Genomic DNA, 15,412 nt, shown 5'->3' on the forward strand with positions numbered 1-15,412 from the left:
CCGGCACCGTGTGAGGCCGCAGCGCCTGACACCGCAAGGCCCCTGGAGTGCTTGGGTTCCAACGGTCCCCGCCAGGGGCCTTCCTCATGCCCGTAGGCGTTCCGGGTCGGTACGCCCACGGCGCACCCCGGTGAACTCGTACAACAGCACCTCGTCCACGAGCCGGTTCGTGTACAGACGGCGGGTGTCCCTCTCGCCGAGGTTCTCCAGGGCGGCGAGCACCAGGCCCGGGTCCGTCGCGGCGGCCGAACGTAACTCGACGACCTCCCCGCGCGTCAGCCCGTCAATGCCGTCCGACGGACTGACGGCACCCACCGACACCACGCAGCCGGCGGACTCGGCCGACGACTCCCGCACATCGGTCACGGCACGCCGGAATGCCTCCGGCGGCTCCGTACCCCCGTGCCCCACGGGCGCCTCCCGGTCACGTGCCAGGGCCGTGGTGATCCAGGCCGCCGGGCGGCTCGGCCGCCACCCGACGGCCGAGCCGCAGAGCTCAGCGGCGATGTCGCGGGCATCAAGACCCCGGTCGATGAGCGGGCGCAGCGCGAACGCGAGGCGGCGCAGCCCCTCGTGCTGGGTCCAGCCGACGAGCGGTCGCACCTGCCGGGCGACGGCGATGTCACGGGCGACCTGGAGCGGCGACCGCCGCCGCCCGTGGCCGGGTGTCGCGCGCCCGCGCGAGGTGTAGTTCGACTTCCCACTCACATCAGCTGTGCGTACGTCGTGGTGGGGCCCGGAAGAATGGGGCTCACACCCGCCTGAACTGCGCTTTCCCTCAGGCGAGTTATCTACAGGCCGAGGCCTTTCCTGTGCTGCTCCCACCGCACGGTCCCGGCCCGCGTCCGTCACGCCGCACACCCGCGCCCCGTATCCGGCGCCCTCCAGGCGGTGGCCCATCGCGGAGTCGTACACGGCCGGGATCGTCGCGGCATAGATCGTCGCCATGCCCGCGTACCGGCGACCGGACAGGTGCAGGTTCCGCTTGCTCCCGTGCCGCTGCCACACCAGCGCGCCCAGCTCCCGCAACACCCGGACGTGCCGCTTCACCGTCGCCGCCGACACCCCGCACCGGGCGGCGGTGCCCTCCAGGTCGTACAGCACCAGGCCGAGCCGGTAGTCCATCCGCCCGGCCAGATCGCGCGCGACGGCCAGCGTCGTCGCCCCGGCTCGTCGATGCAGGCCCGCCTCGACGAGCCACACCACCGCCCGCAGCCACGCGCCCGGCCGGGCGTGCCGGGAGGCCGTCGCGTCGAGCTCCTGGAGGAGGCGGGGAACGGGGATCCAGGCCGGATCCGGGCATGACGGAGAAGCGCAGCACGAAGCCGCGCCGATGGGGTGGCGCATCACAGTCCGTGGGGTGAGGGGCGGCCGGTTCTGGGCCGCGGGGGTTACGGAAGCGGGGCCGTCACGGACGGCTCGCGGGCATGGGAGTGGTCACCACGCGGGTACTGGCTGTCCTACGATCGAACGCGAATCCTTCTCTTCACATGGGTGGATTCCGGATCGGCGGGGTGATGACCCGCTGGTCACTACGGCCGGGCGGTGGTCTCCACACCGCCCGGCCGTCCACTACTCAGCCGAGGCCTCGGTGCTCTTCTTGGGGCGGTTCTTCCCGGACCCGGAATAGCCCCGCTCGATGTCCTGCACGGTTCCGATCGAGACCCCCAGGCTTTCGGCGATCTCTCGGTACGTCACCTTCTGCGACCGCAGGTGCAGCACGATCCTCCGGCGGTGCTCCTTCAACCTCTTGGTGCGCTCGGTCTGATCTCTGAGCAGGCGGCTGATGATCTGCGCCTTCTCTAGCGAGTCCTCCATCGACTCGATGGCGTCCAGGCCATCGAAGACACGTTGCACCTCCTCCCTCTCGGCCAGCCCTTCGCCTTCTGTCTCGGCCATCCCGTTCCTTCGAATCGGGCGTGCCGCTTGACTTGCATTATGGGGGCCCCATAAATTGGCCGTCAAGTGGCGCCGCCACCCAGCAACAGAAAGGCCCCGGCCCGGAGTTCGTACCTCCATATGGCCGGGGCCAGTCAGAACCCTGAGATCACCAGGAGACCGACCATGCGCCATCCTTCCACCCCGGACTCCCCGCCCGACAGGCGGCTCGTCACGCTGCCGCCGATCGTGGAGCTGTCCGCACAGCAGCAGCGAGGCGTGCACTGCGTCTTCTGCGGCACGACCCTGCGCACCGGGGCGGTCCGCGACCTCGGTCCGCAACTGATCGAGGCGCACGGATCGGTGGTCCGCTGGTTTCCCCGCAGCTGTCTGTCCTGCCCGAAGGAGCAGGCATGCCGCTGATCTGCGATCGCTGCGGCAGGCCGATCGCTGCCGGAGACGGGGAACGCGTGGTGATCCACAGCGCGTCGGGGGCGGGCGGCGCGGTCACCGTACACAAGGCGTCCTGCGCCGGTTCACGGTCACGGTCGGCTCCTAAATGAGTGCTACCCATCTGCAGTCCGACACGGAGTCCGTCTCCTTCACCGACCTCTCACTGAACCCCAAGGCAGTGGCCGCGAAGGCCGCTTCTCTGGGAAGACTGCGGGTCACACACCGAGATGCACCGGACATGGTGCTGTCGACGGCCGGCTACGCGGAGCACGCGGAGGAGAACCTCTCGACTGCGTCCCGGCTTTTCCTGGCCCTGATGAAGCAGGACGAGGGCGCCCGCTCTCTCCCGCTCGCCCTTCCTGAGGTCTTCCCCTGGGTCGGACACCTGGACGAGGGAGAGGTCCGCGAGTTCACGGTGGAATTCGTCGGTGCCTTGTCGGACGCCGCTGAACTCGGCGCCAACGAGGCGGCCCACCGTGCGATCGTCTCCTGGCGGGCCACCGCTCGCATCAACGCCGACCCCGACCAACTCCGCGAGGCCCTGCGCCCGCTGGCGGGCGTGGACCTCGGCCCGGTCGAGGCCCACACGTGAGCCCGAAGAAGGCGACCGGGTCAGCACGCCTCCTCTCAGCGGCTGGAATGTCCTTTACGGCACGACGGAAGCGGCTGTCGGCTGGGAAGAGCTCTGCCGGGTCGCCCTCCCGAATGCCCCGGAACGGCCACTAGCCGACCTCGTACCGGCCGACCTCCAGGAAGTGGCGCAGCGCTTCCGGGGTGTTGTCGTCGAGAGCAGCACCGGCCGCTGCGCGCAGGGCGTCGCTGATGTCGGGGTCGGCGAGGAGCCGGGAAATGGCGACCCCGTCGTCCTCGGCCTGGGCCAGGCGGTAGCCCGTCTCCAGCCAAGCGCTCGTCTGCTGGGGATTGTCGTTGTCGAGAAGCTGGTTGACTTCCGCGATGACGCGCCTGCCGCTGTCCGGGTCGGCGAGAATACTGGCGAGCGCGACCCGGTCGTCCTCGGCCTGGGCGAGGGGGTAGCCCGTCTCCAGCCAAGTGCGCATCTCCTCCACGGTGCTGCTGTCGAGGAGTGCGTTCGCCTCCCGGATCACTCGCTTGCCGCTGTCGGGGTCGCCGAGGATGCGGGCTATCGCCACCCGCAGGTCGTCTGCACTCATCTCATCGTAGGGCGAGCCGGCCGTCGCGACGGTGCCTGCGGGGGCGATGGACGCGGCCATGGACGGGGTAGCGAACAACAGCGCCGGGGCAAGAGCGCCTGCGGCCACAGCAAGGATCACGCGAGTCGATCTCATGAGGTCAACCACCTTTGTCATCTTCAAGGAGTGCGTTGCTGGGGATCCTTGCAGAAAGGGGCGGGGCAGCGCAGTGCCTTCCCGCAGCACGTAGCGCGGCCAGCCAGGGCGAAGGCAGAGGGAGGCCGCGCCGGACAGCGCGCCCGGTAGGCCGAGGACCGCTGCGAGCAGGCGCTTCGGCAGTCAGTGGGAGGTTGAGGACACGAAAATCGGGCATAACGCCCGCGTTTTGGTCCGTTTCCTCCCAGTGACCAGCTGAACCCGGCGGTCGAAGCAAGCCCAGCTGTCCGACGCGATGGGTGGTACTGGCTGAGCCGTCCCTAGCTGCATCGATGCGCTGAAGACCCAGGCGACTAGCCCCTGGGTCTTCTCCATGCGGCTCGTCTAGGCCGATGAGGCGCCGACGGTCAATACGTAGTCCACGTCGACAGAGAAGTCGCCTGATTGCCCATGGATCCTCAGTGAGTGCGCGCCGGGAGCCAAGAGCGGCAGCTGCACCCAAAGACCGCACGCTGTAGCTGTGAAGCGGCCTTCCTCCCCGGTGACCTGGTTGTCTTGTACGCCTTCCACCAGGATCGAGTCACCTTCGTAGGTCTCCGGTTTCACCGGTTTACCGTCCAGCGCCACGGTCCCTTGCGCTCGCCCCATGAAGGCTGCACAGCTCTGGTCGTCTCCGACAAGGTTGATGACAGGCACAGCGATCGGACGGCCGTTGGGAATTTCGCACGCGCGTACAGCCCGACCGCCATGGGTGCCGGCCAGAAACCACACGTCGGGCGGTTGATTGCGTCCGCACCTGCTCCCGTTGGTGTCAGTGACAGGGTTGGTCGTCTCAGGCTCCGAGGCGACCCATGTCCACCATCGGCCCTGTAGCTCCGCGGAAAGGATCTTTCCGTTCTCCGCCACCGGCGCCGTACTCATCGAAGCTGGACCCTCTGTGTCACCCGAGCCTCGGGCTGTCCGTGTCCCACACCCCACCACGGCTGCCAGCACGACAGCAGCTGTCAGGCTCGCTGCCCCAACCCTGAACCACATATAGCCCCCTCCGGCCGTACGCGCCGCCCGGCATCAGAGCCGACGCGACATGAGCGGACACCGTATCCACGGGTTGGGGACCAGGCTGCTTCGAGCCCGTTGCTGTACTTCGCTGCTGTACGCACAACGTGAGAGGCCCCCAGGATCCCTCCTGGGGGCCTCTCACCTGCTGTGCACTCGGCAGGATTCGAACCTGCAACCTTCTGATCCGTAGTCAGATGCTCTATCCGTTAAGCTACGAGTGCGTGTCCTCGGCCTGAGCCTTGGTCCCGCCTCCCGGGCTTTTCTGCCCCGTCGGCGTTGCGAGAACAACATTACATGACCTGCGCCGGGACGCGAAATCCATTACCCAAACCTCGCCTGACCTGCGAAAACACCGTTCTGGAGCAGGTTTTCGGGGCCGGGTACGACCGAAGCCCCGTGCCTGGGGCACGGGGCTTCGAGTTCCTGCGGAGGCGGAGGGATTTGAACCCTCGATGGGCTTTAAGACCCAAACCGCATTAGCAGTGCGGCGCCATAGACCGGACTAGGCGACGCCTCCAGCACACCCCACGCGAGCGCGGGTGGTGCGTGCAGATGATGACACAGTCGAGCGCGCTGTCACCAATCGCCGCCCACGGTACTAGGCAGGTGGGCGGCGAGGCAAAGCGCCCTGCGGCGGGTGTTCCTGTCCGCTGTTCCGGCCGTGTGCCCGGCCCGGGTAACGCCCGCGCCCGGCGCCCCCGCGCGACCGGTCGGTGTTCGAGTGCGTACGGCTCTTCCGGTCGGCCCCCCATGAGTTGCGCAACGTGCGGGCGTAAGGAGCGTTAGAGAGGACGAGGGCTCCGCCCTCGGTCCTTCACCCCGTGTGCCCGGCGCGCGCCTCCACCCGGCGCGTGCCCGAGCAGACCCGGCGCGCTCCTGGGCGCGCCAGAACAACAGGAGCCCCGCATGCTGCGCCGTCTCACCCTCACCGCCGTCGCGTCCCTCGCCGTTCTGGCCGCCGCAGCGCCCGCCGCCACAGCGGCGTCCCCCCTTGTACCGCTGCCTCCCCTCCCCCTGCTCCAGGGCGACTGGCCGGCGGCGCAGAACACGGAGACCCGGCTCACCGTGACGGTCTCGGACTCCGGCAATCCGACGGCCGACGGAGTGTTCGAGCTGGAGTGCGGTCCTGCGGGCGGCAGCCACCCGGAGGCGCAGCGAGCCTGCGACCTGCTGGACGAGGCCGTGGAGGCCGGGGACAACCCCTTCGTGGCCACGGACCGCAACGCCATGTGCACCCAGCAGGCCGGCGGGCCGGCCGCCGCCCGGGTGCAGGGCACCTGGCAGGGAGAGGACGTCGACGCGCGCTTCAGCCGGGCCAACGGCTGCGAGATCTCGCGCTGGAACAATCTCGTGCCGGTGCTCCCCTCCGCGAGGTAGCCGGCTGGGCGACGCGGGGGCCAGGCACCCGGCCCCGGCCCCCGCGCGAGTTAGCCGGTTCGGCGGGGCGTGCGCCGGGAGATTTCGACCGGGCCTGAGGGCGCGCACAGGGGCGCGTACAGGCCGCCCCGGGCGGCCTTGCCGGCCGGGTTCCGGGGCGGTTCCGGGGGCCTCCGGGCGCACCCCGGAATGCATCAGTGCACGTCAGAGGGGGCGCTCGCCGTCACGACATAGTCCACCGGCGTACACCGTGTGCACAGAACCTTGGTGAGAGCTCCCCCTCATCCGCCGCCCGCCACGCGCTCCCTGCCTTTAGACTCCTCCAGTGACAGCCTGAGGCCCGAGGGGCAGGATGGGGCCCGCTGTCGGCAAGGTGCGGTATTCAGGGAGGAAGCGTCTCGTGAGCAGCAGGCCATCCCGAGGCGCTGCTCGCCTCGCAGCCATACTCGATGCCCTTCCGGACGGGCTCGTGCTCGTCAACTGCAACGGCACGGTCGTCAACGCCAACACCATCGCCCTCGAAATGTTCGAGACCCCGGGCACCGCGCTCGTGGGCCGGGGACTGCTCGATCTGCTTCCGGAGTTCGACTCCAGGCTGATCCCGGGGTCGATGCGCAGGCCGGATGCTGCGGACGAGCAGGGCAGGACCAAGCCGACGCGGATGATCGCCCGCCGGACCGACGGCACCGAGTATCCGGTCGAGGTCACCAGCGCCTCCCTGGACAGCGGCCAGGCCGACTACAGCGACATCCACTCCAGCTACACGGGCGACGAGCTGCTGATGCTCGTCGTACGGGACCTCTCCGGCACCGTCGACACCGAGGCCGAGCTGGCCCGTTCGCAGCGCCAGACCGAGATGATCCTGCGGGCCGCCTCCGAGGGCGTCGTCGGCACGGACACGGATGGCCGGGTCGTCCTGGTCAACCCCGCCGCCGCCCACATCCTCGGTTTCCGGGCCAGCGACCTCGGCGGCGAGGAGCTCCACCCGCTGATCCTGCACTCCCGCGCGGAGGGCGACCCGTTCCCGTACGAGGAGTCGCCGCTCGCCGACACCCTGCGGTCCGGGCGCAAGCACCGGGTGCGCGGGCAGGTGCTCTGGTCCAAGAGCGGCGCCCAGGTCCCGGTGGACCTGACGACCGCCCCGGTGCGCGACGGGGACCAACTGGTCGGCGCGGTCATGACGTTCACCGACCGCAGGCCCTACGCGGAACTGATGGAGCAGCACGCCGACGAGGTCTCCGGGCTGACCGAACGGCACGCGGCCGAGCTCGCCGAGCTCACCGAGAGCCACCGGGCCGAAGTCGCCGCGCTCACCGAACAGCACGCGGCGGAGTCCGCCGACCGCACCGAGCGGTACGCCTCCGAACTGGAGGAGCAGGCGGAGCTTCTCACCGGTCTCGACGCGCGGCACACCCAGCTGACCGCCGTGCTGGGCGAGTCCCTGCGCGGGCCCCTGGAGGAGCTGCGCGGCGAGCTCTCGTCCCTCGCCGCGGACCCGGCGGGCCAGCTCTGGCCCGAGGCCAACCAGATCCTTCACCACCTCGCCGCGGGCTATGCGCGCATGACGACGCTCGTCGACAACGTACTGAGCTACCAGCGCCTGGACACCGGAGCCGAGGAGCTCGTCAAGCAGACGGTGCTGCTCGACTCGGTGGTGACCGCGGGCATCGACGGTGCCGTCGAGCTGATCGGGCCCGGACGTGCGCAGTTCGCGGTGCACGCCCCGCCGATCGAGGCCGAGGTCGACGCGGGCCGGCTGATCACGGCGCTCGCCCATCTCGTCGCCGACGTGGCGGGTGTCGACTCGACCGGCAAGGCCCGGCCGGTGCCGGGCGGCGGCTATGTCGACTCCACGGTCGTCGTGGCCGCGGCACAGCGCGGTGACGTCGTACGGATCGAGGTGCGCGGGCCGTTCGCCGGGGGGGACCCGGTGCATGTGCCGATCGTGCGCGGGATCGTACGCGCGCACGGCGGTGTGCTCCAGACGCACGAGATGCCCGGGATGAGCGGCAGCGCGTACGTCCTCGAGGTGCCGCTCGGCACGGGCGCCGGGACCATCGCGCCCGAGCCGCTCCCGGTGCCGGAGGCGAGCGCCGTGGCGGAGCCCGCCCCGCAGGGCGGCCGGCGCAGGGCGCGCAGGGCGTCGACGGACGCGTTCCTGGACAGCCCCGTCGACGCGGAAGCGGCCGGCCCGGAGTCCGGTGACACCGGGGTCACGGAGCCGACCGGACGGCGCAGGGCACACCGTGGGTCCACGGCCCCACAGGCAGAGCAGCAGGAACAGGAACTGACCGCGCCTCAGCAGAGCGAGGGCTCCGGTCGCAGGCGCGGCCGGCCCAGCCCCGCGGAGACGGGTGCGGACACGGCGGCGGAGCAGCCGCGGCAGGCGCTGGCTCTTCCCGCGGCGGCCTCCTCCCCCTCCGAGGGATCCGTGGTCACGGCGGCCGAGGGCGCGCAGGGGGGTGGCGGGCGCCCGCAGCGCGGGCAGACGGTGCCGCCCCAGGGCGTGCCGCAGAACGCCGCCTCCGGGCGCCAGGGCGGCAACGGCGGCCACCGTCCCGCGCTGCCCGCCCTCGCCTCGCCCGAGGCCTCTGGGCAACAGGAGCAGGCGCGGCAGGAACAGCAGGCACAGCAGCCCGGGGGGCGGCGGGCCCGCCGGGCCCTCGCGGCCGCGCAGGAACGCGCCGCCGCGGCCGAGCCCTCGGAGCCTCGTACCGCCTTCGCGCTCCCGCCCGCCGCGGCGGACCGGGTCCCGCCGGTGGCCCCGGGCCCGCCTGTCGTGGCCCCGCCTTCCGCCGCCTACCCGGCGTCACCCGCGCCTCAGCCGCTTCCGGCCGGGGAAGGGCAGCTGCCCGATCGCCACGACGCCGTACGGACCGTTCCGGACGCGGACCACACCCCGCCGCAGCCGCACCCCCTGCCGGCAGGCCGCCGGAGGGCACAGCCCTCGGAGGCTCCGGAGGCGGAGGCCCGGCCCGGCCATCCCGTGCCCGGGCAGCCGCTCCCCCCGGTTCCTCCGCAGCCCGACTGGGCGATGGGCGGCACCTCGGCGCAGGGTCCGGCCGGGCCTGGTCCCGTTCGCGGGCCTGGTCCCGTTCCCGGTCCTGGGAACGGCCTGGACCCGGAGGACGACGAGTCCTGGGCGGGCACCGGCAGCACCACTCACACCACGGGCACCGCTGCCGCCCCGGCCGCCCGCGCATCCGCGCCGGAGGCCGCACCGGCGCCCGCACCCGTACCCGAGCCCCCGTCAGCACCGGAGTCGCATCCGGCCGACCGTGACGTGCCCGCCCCCGTCGCGGACGCGCGGCGACAGCCGCTGCCCGCCGAGGCGCCCATGCGGGCGTCCTCGGATTCGACCCAGGGCCGTGCGTTCAGCGTGCGGACCCTGGGGCAGGGCATGCCCTTCGCGCAGCACCTGGCGCATCAGCAGAACCAGACGCTCGGTGCTGCCGGGCGGCGCCGTAAACTCGCCGCCCCGCCCGAGGCCGAGCCCCCGGCCCCGCCCACGGCGGCTCCGGCGCCGCCGGGCTCAGCCCCGGCCCCTGTTCCGCCGCAGCCCGGCGGCACACAGAGCAGCACCGTGCAGGGCTCCGGCTCCAGCAGGCTGATGTCCCCGCCCGCGTCCGAGGGGCGCGCATACGCGATAGGGGCCCCCGACGCGGGCGCCGAAGGGCCGGAGCCGCTGGACGGCCCCGGTGGCGCCGTCGAGGTGGCGAACCGTCCGCAGCCGCAGCCCGTCGACGACGAACTGCCCCCGGAGCCCCTGGACAACCCGAGGCGGCTGCTCGTCTGGCCCGCCCCGGACGTCTCCACCCAGCAGGCCCTCAGCGACCGCGGCTACCGCCCGGTGATCGTGCACTCCCGCGAGGAGGTCGACGCCCAGATCGCGGCGTTCCCCGCCGCGCTGTTCGTCGACCCGCTGACCGGGCCGATCACCCGTACGGCGCTGCAGTCACTGCGTCAGGCGGCCGTGGCGGCGGAGGTCCCTGTGCTGGTGACGGCCGGTCTGGGGCAGGCGACCAGGGAAGCGGCGTACGGTGCCGATCCCGCCGTACTCCTCAAGGCACTCGCCCCGCGCGACAGCGACCAGCATCCGCCGAGGGTTCTGGTGATCGAGGAGCACCAGGAGATCGCGCTGGCGCTGACGGAGACGCTGGAGCGGCGCGGCATGCAGGTCGCCCGGGCGTCGGGCGACAGCGAGGCCGTCGACATCGCCACCCGGATGAGGCCGAATCTGGTGGTGATGGACCTGATGCAGGTGCGCCGCCGGCGTGCCGGGATCATCGACTGGCTCCGCGCGAACGGCTCGCTGAACCAGACGCCGCTGGTCGTCTACACCTCGGCCGGCATGGAGGAGGCGGACCTGCCGCGGCTCGCCTCCGGTGAGACGGTGCTCTTCCTCGCCGAGCGCTCCACGAGCGACGAGGTGCAGTCCCGGATCGTGGATCTGCTGGCGAAGATAGGGACGAACTGACGCCCGGACGTCATCGGGCGCGTACGACGAGGGCGGTACGGATCTTCCCGTACCGCCCTCGTCGTGGTCCCGTGCTCACCCAGTGGCCCCGCTCACCCCGTGGCCCCGCCCTCGCCGTGCGCCGGACAGGGCCGCCCCCGCTCAGAGCTGTGTGATGTCCAGCTCCCCGTCGGCGTACTGCCTGCGGATCACCTTCTTGTCGAACTTTCCCACGCTCGTCTTAGGCACCGCCGGGACGATCGTCCAGCGCTCGGGCAGCTGCCACTTGGCGACGGACTGGGCCAGGAAGGTCCTGAGCTCCGCGTAGCCGACGGTGGCGCCCTCCTTGAGGACGACGGTCGCAAGGGGACGCTCACCCCACTTCTCGTCGGGGACGGCCACGACCGCGGCCTCGGCCACATCCGGGTGCGCCATGATCGCGTTCTCCAGGTCGACGCTGGAGATCCACTCGCCACCGGACTTGATGACGTCCTTGGCCCGGTCGGTGAGCGTGAGGTAGCCGTCCCCGCTGATCACGCCGACGTCGCCGGTCTTCAGCCAGCCGTCCTCGCTGAACTTGTCCTCGGGACGCAGGTCCTCGCCGTCCGCACCGCCGTAGTAGGCACCGGCGATCCAGGCACCGCGGACCTCCAGCTCACCGGCGGACTCCCCGTCCCACGGCAGGTGTTCCCCTCCGGGCCCGGTCAGACGCGCCTCGACACCGGCCGGGAACCGGCCCTGGGTGATGCGGTACGGCCACTCCTGCTCCTCGGTCAGTCCGGCGGGCGGGTTGGACATGGTGCCGAGCGGCGACGTCTCCGTCATGCCCCAGGCGTGGCAGAGACGGACACCGAGCTTGTCGTACGCCTCCATCAGGGAAGGCGGACAGGCGGCCCCACCGATCGTGACACGGACCATGGAGGAGAGGTCTCGCGGCTTGGCGGTGACCTCGGCCAGCAGCCCCTGCCAGATGGTGGGCACGGCCGCCGCGTGCGACGGCCGCTCCTGCTCGATCATGTCGGCGAGCGGAGCCGACTGCAGGAAGCGGTCGGGCATGAGCATGTTGACGCCGGTCATGAACGTCGCGTGCGGCAGCCCCCAGGCGTTCACGTGGAACTGCGGCACGACGACCAGGGTCGTGTCCTTGTCGGTCAGCCCCATCGACTCGGCCATGTTGACCTGCATGGAGTGCAGGTAGATCGAGCGGTGGGAGTAGACGACGCCCTTGGGGTCCCCCGTGGTGCCGGAGGTGTAGCACATGGCGGCTGCCTGGCGTTCGTCGAGCTCGGGCCAGTCGTAGGACGTGGGGCGCCCGGCGATCAGCTCCTCGTACTCGTGCACCCGGGCCGCCGCGCCGTCGAGTACGGAACGGTCGCCGGGCCCGGACACCACCACATGCTCGACGGAGGGGAGGCGGGGGAGCAGCGGGGCGAGCAGCGGCAGCAGCGAACCGTTCACGAGGACGACCTTGTCGTCGGCGTGGTCGACGACCCAGACCAGCTGCTCGGCCGGGAGCCGCAGGTTGAGCGTGTGCAGCACGGCGCCCATCGAGGGGATCGCCAGATACGCCTCGACATGCTCGGCGTTGTTCCACATGAGGGTCGCGACACGCTGGTCGCCGTCGACACCCAGCTCGTCACGCAGGGCATGTGCCAGTTGCGAGGCACGCCTGCCGATGTCGGCGAAACTCCGCCGGTGCGGCTCCGGCTCGCCGGTCCAGGTCGTCACCTGCGACTTCCCGTGGATGGTCATCCCATGGGTCAGGATGCGGGTCACAGTCAGCGGTACGTCCTGCATGGTGCTCAGCACGGCGTCCTCCCGGTGGGCGCTACGCGGCGGTAAGGGTGCGCTGATTCTGCTCACATACCACGCGGTATGTCACTACTTCCGGGAGTACGAATCGGTGTCGGCCGGCAGAACCGGGGCGCGGGAAGACCCGCGCGAGCTGCGGGAGAGCCCGCGCGAGGGGAGGAGATCCACCGGCACCGAGGCCGGGGCACCCGCGTCAGAGGTCCTGCACCGCCCGCACGGAGCAGCCGCGGTCAGCGGACCGGGGTGAGCTCCGGATCCTCACGGAGCTTCCTGAGCGCCCGTGACACGGCACTCTTGACCGTGCCGACGGACACGCCGAGCACCTCGGCCGTCTGGACCTCGCTCAGGTCCTCGTAGTACCTCAGGACGACCATGGCGCGCTGGCGGTCAGGGAGCTTCAGCACGGCACGCCACATCGCGTCGTGCAGCGACTGCTGCTCGGCCGGGTCCGGCGCGGGCGCGGCCTCCTTCTCGGGCACCTCCTCGCAGGCGAACTCGTCCACCTTGCGCTTACGCCACTGCGAGGTCCGGGTGTTCACCAGGGCCCGCCGGACGTATCCGTCGAGGGCCCGGTGGTCCTCGATCCGCTCCCAGGCGACATACGTCTTGGTGAGGGCCGTCTGCAGCAGGTCCTCGGCGTCGCTGGGGTTCGCGGTGAGGGAACGCGCGGTGCGCAGCAGCACGGGGCCCCTGGCCCGCACGTAGGACGAGAACGACGGATAGCGACGGTGTCCGGCGGAGGCAGCGACCGCCCTGGAGGCGCCGGTGCAGACTGGCGTGGTCATAACTCCACGCTAGGAGCGGGGGCGGCCGAGGGGATCGGCCCCAGGTCCCGAAGCCACGTCCGCCTCAGGTTGTAGGGGCCGGGCGGGCCCCACCTCCTGAAGGTGGAGGGAGGACCCGCCCGCATCAGGGTCCTCACCCCGGGTACGCCGCCGTTCGTACGGAAGCGGCCCGTGCGCCGGCGGCATCACCGCCACCACACGGGCCCGCCCCGCTCAGCTCACCAGAGCGGCGTGAAGGTCACCGCGATGATGTCCGTGGACTGGTCGATCGCGGTGAAGGCCGATCCGTTCACCTGGGCCGAGTTGCTGTGGTTGGAGGCACCGAGGCCGGTGGCCTGCTGCTGCGACGTGGACGAATTTCCGGAGTTGTTGCCGCCTACGCCGCCGTTCCCGATGGTCGCCACTGCCGCGTTCGATCCGTCGTTCGCGAACGAACCGTTGTCGGCGACCGCGACCCCTCCGAACAAGGCGGCGGCGAGAGGCAGGGCGGCGACGACGGCGAGGGCGCGAGCGGTACGGATACTTGCCATGTCAATTCCTCCAGGAACCGAGAACGCTGCTTGATACGGGTGGTCTCCGAAGCGGTTGGCCTACCGCCTCAATGCTGGTCACGACGTCGCGGAAGCAGAACTGCCCATCGCATCCCCGGCGAACCGCACATGCCGCGCGATTCCCCCGCACGTATGAAGAACACCCGATAAACCTCCCGCGCGAGGAGAAGCGTTCCACCCCGAGAAGCCCACCCCTCTCCCCTTCTTCGAACGCGTGTGCGAAAATAACTCCATGGCCACCACCGACCGGCAGACCGCCACCCTGGCCCTGGCCCACGCGCTCTCCGCCGCCGAGCGTGGGCTCCCCGTCTTCCCGCTGTCCGCCACCAAGCTCCCCGCACTGCGTTCACCGCACCACGACGAGGACCCTCCCGTGCACTGCCGGGGCGCCTGCGGGCTGCCCGGCCACGGAGTGCACGACGCCACCACCGACCCGGCCGCCGTCCGCGCCCTCTTCGCCGCGGCGCCCAGGGCCACCGGATACGGCATCGCCTGCGGGCAGGAGCCGCACCGCCTGATCGGCATCGACCTCGACGTCGACACCACCCACGGCAACGACTCCGTCGCCGCGCTCCAGCAGCTGGCCCTCCAGCACCTGTTCACCATTCCGCCCACCGTCACGGTGCTCACACCCAGCGGCGGCCGGCACCTCTGGCTGACGGGCCCGTCCGGCGTCTCCGTCCCCAACTCCGCCGGCCGCCTCGCTCCCGGTATCGACGTACGCGGAGCCGGCGGCTACCTGGTCGGCCCCGGCTCGGTCACGGCCCACGGCAGATACCAACTGGCCCCCGGCACGGCCCACCTCGCACCGGCCTCCTGCCCCCGCGCGCTGCTGCGCCTGCTCACACCCCCGCCGCGCCCCCGCCACGCCACCGGCCGGATCTCACCCAACCGACAGGGGCAGGGCCTGGTCCAGTTCGTACACGCCGCGCACGAGGGCCAGCGCAACACCCGTCTGTTCTGGGCAGCCTGCCGCGCGTACGAACACGGCTTCGGCGACGAACTCGCGGACTCCCTCACCGCCGCCGCGATCAGCACAGGCCTCACAGAACAGGAGGCCCGCGCCGCGATAGCCTCGGCCGCCCGCCTGACCACCCCACGGCGGAACGCCTGACGGGCCCCGCTCCGGGATGAACTGCTGACCCGCCATGAGAAAGGCCCCCGACCGATTCACCTGGTCAGGGGCCGTCTCTCTGCGGTGGGTGTGGGATTTGAACCCACGGTGACATCGCTGCCACGACGGTTTTCAAGACCTTTCGCGGGTCGGCCGGTTTCTGGACTCCGCCGCAGGTCAGACGGGTACAGGCATCCTGGAGGAGCCGTTGTCATCGTCTTCGTGCCCGCTACGTGCCCCTCGCTCAGCGTCGTGACTCCTGATGCCAGGCGTAGACACGGACCGGGTCAAGGTGAAGTTCATTCGGGCCCAAACAATCGGCCGCCCAAGTGGCCAGGCGGGAGCCGCAGGGGCAGGCCAGGTTGGGGCCGTGCGCGCCAGTGGGACCGCAGCACCCAAGCCAGTTGTCCCCGAGGGTGAAGGGTTCAAGGCGCGGCACGACATCGTCCGGGTGAAGGACAAAGCTGTCACGGCATCCGGCGGACGTAGTGACATGGGAGTCAGCTCTCAGCAGCTCACGGCCCGTGCTGTGAGCCAGGCGGGGGGATGCATCGGCGACGACGAACGGAGCGCCCCACGGGTCGAGGTCGATGGCGTAGTGCCCCCTGGGAACAGTGGAG

The 15,412-nt window shown here is 71.1% G+C and carries 12 protein-coding genes and 2 tRNA genes; 5 read left to right on the top strand and 9 right to left on the bottom strand.

Annotation, left to right across the window (positions count from 1 at the left end):
- Positions 1-84 precede the first annotated feature (84 nt).
- A complete protein-coding gene (locus tag ACIREO_RS30775; protein ID WP_404116121.1) occupies positions 85-1,347 on the bottom strand; it encodes a cell wall protein in 1,263 nt (420 codons plus the stop codon).
- Positions 1,348-1,572: 225 nt separating this feature from the next.
- Entirely contained in the window at positions 1,573-1,899 is a 327-nt protein-coding gene (locus tag ACIREO_RS30780) for a helix-turn-helix domain-containing protein (protein WP_206432728.1), read from the bottom strand.
- Between the two features lie 165 nt (positions 1,900-2,064).
- On the opposite strand from ACIREO_RS30780, the gene ACIREO_RS30785 reads away from it, so the two are divergent.
- Entirely contained in the window at positions 2,065-2,301 is a 237-nt protein-coding gene (locus tag ACIREO_RS30785; protein ID WP_404116123.1) for a hypothetical protein, read from the top strand.
- A 136-nt stretch (positions 2,302-2,437) separates the two neighbouring features.
- Entirely contained in the window at positions 2,438-2,923 is a 486-nt protein-coding gene (locus ACIREO_RS30790; protein WP_404116125.1) for a prevent-host-death family protein, read from the top strand.
- 130 nt (positions 2,924-3,053) lie between these two features.
- Here ACIREO_RS30790 and ACIREO_RS30795 read toward each other — a convergent pair whose 3' ends face one another.
- The 4 genes from ACIREO_RS30795 to ACIREO_RS30810 form a co-directional block, all read right to left on the bottom strand.
- Positions 3,054-3,638 (bottom strand): hypothetical protein, encoded by a 585-nt coding sequence (locus tag ACIREO_RS30795; RefSeq protein WP_404116127.1) that lies wholly within the window; start codon positions 3,636-3,638, stop codon positions 3,054-3,056.
- Between the two features lie 384 nt (positions 3,639-4,022).
- On the bottom strand, positions 4,023-4,559 hold the full coding sequence (locus ACIREO_RS30800) for a signal protein (RefSeq protein ID WP_404116129.1): 537 nt from the start codon (positions 4,557-4,559) through the stop codon (positions 4,023-4,025).
- Positions 4,560-4,845: 286 nt separating this feature from the next.
- Positions 4,846-4,918: transfer RNA gene (locus ACIREO_RS30805), tRNA-Arg, on the bottom strand.
- A gap of 205 nt (positions 4,919-5,123) precedes the next feature.
- Positions 5,124-5,214, bottom strand: a tRNA-Ser gene (locus ACIREO_RS30810).
- Between the two features lie 389 nt (positions 5,215-5,603).
- On the opposite strand from ACIREO_RS30810, the gene ACIREO_RS30815 reads away from it, so the two are divergent.
- Both ACIREO_RS30815 and ACIREO_RS30820 read left to right on the top strand, forming a co-directional pair.
- Positions 5,604-6,074: an SSI family serine proteinase inhibitor gene (locus ACIREO_RS30815; protein WP_404116131.1), complete on the top strand. Its 471-nt coding sequence runs from the start codon at positions 5,604-5,606 to the stop codon at positions 6,072-6,074.
- 400 nt (positions 6,075-6,474) lie between these two features.
- Positions 6,475-10,551, top strand: a complete 4,077-nt coding sequence (locus tag ACIREO_RS30820; protein WP_404116133.1) for a PAS domain-containing protein — start codon at positions 6,475-6,477, stop codon at positions 10,549-10,551.
- A 141-nt stretch (positions 10,552-10,692) separates the two neighbouring features.
- Here ACIREO_RS30820 and ACIREO_RS30825 read toward each other — a convergent pair whose 3' ends face one another.
- The 3 genes from ACIREO_RS30825 to ACIREO_RS30835 all read right to left on the bottom strand — a co-directional run bounded on the left by ACIREO_RS30825 (position 10,693) and on the right by ACIREO_RS30835 (position 13,657).
- Positions 10,693-12,339: a long-chain fatty acid--CoA ligase gene (locus tag ACIREO_RS30825; RefSeq protein ID WP_404116135.1), complete on the bottom strand. Its 1,647-nt coding sequence runs from the start codon at positions 12,337-12,339 to the stop codon at positions 10,693-10,695.
- A 233-nt stretch (positions 12,340-12,572) separates the two neighbouring features.
- A complete protein-coding gene (locus tag ACIREO_RS30830; RefSeq protein ID WP_404116137.1) occupies positions 12,573-13,127 on the bottom strand; it encodes a SigE family RNA polymerase sigma factor in 555 nt (184 codons plus the stop codon).
- A gap of 218 nt (positions 13,128-13,345) precedes the next feature.
- Positions 13,346-13,657 carry a hypothetical protein gene (locus tag ACIREO_RS30835; protein ID WP_404116139.1) on the bottom strand — a complete coding sequence of 104 codons (312 nt, stop codon included), beginning with the start codon at positions 13,655-13,657 and terminating at the stop codon, positions 13,346-13,348.
- A gap of 253 nt (positions 13,658-13,910) precedes the next feature.
- Between ACIREO_RS30835 and ACIREO_RS30840 the strand changes: the two genes are divergently transcribed.
- A complete protein-coding gene (locus tag ACIREO_RS30840) occupies positions 13,911-14,792 on the top strand; it encodes a bifunctional DNA primase/polymerase (protein WP_404116141.1) in 882 nt (293 codons plus the stop codon).
- Positions 14,793-15,412 lie beyond the last annotated feature (620 nt).

This window comes from Streptomyces sp. NPDC102441, from assembly GCF_044765585.1.
Taxonomy (GTDB): Bacteria; Actinomycetota; Actinomycetes; order Streptomycetales; family Streptomycetaceae; genus Streptomyces.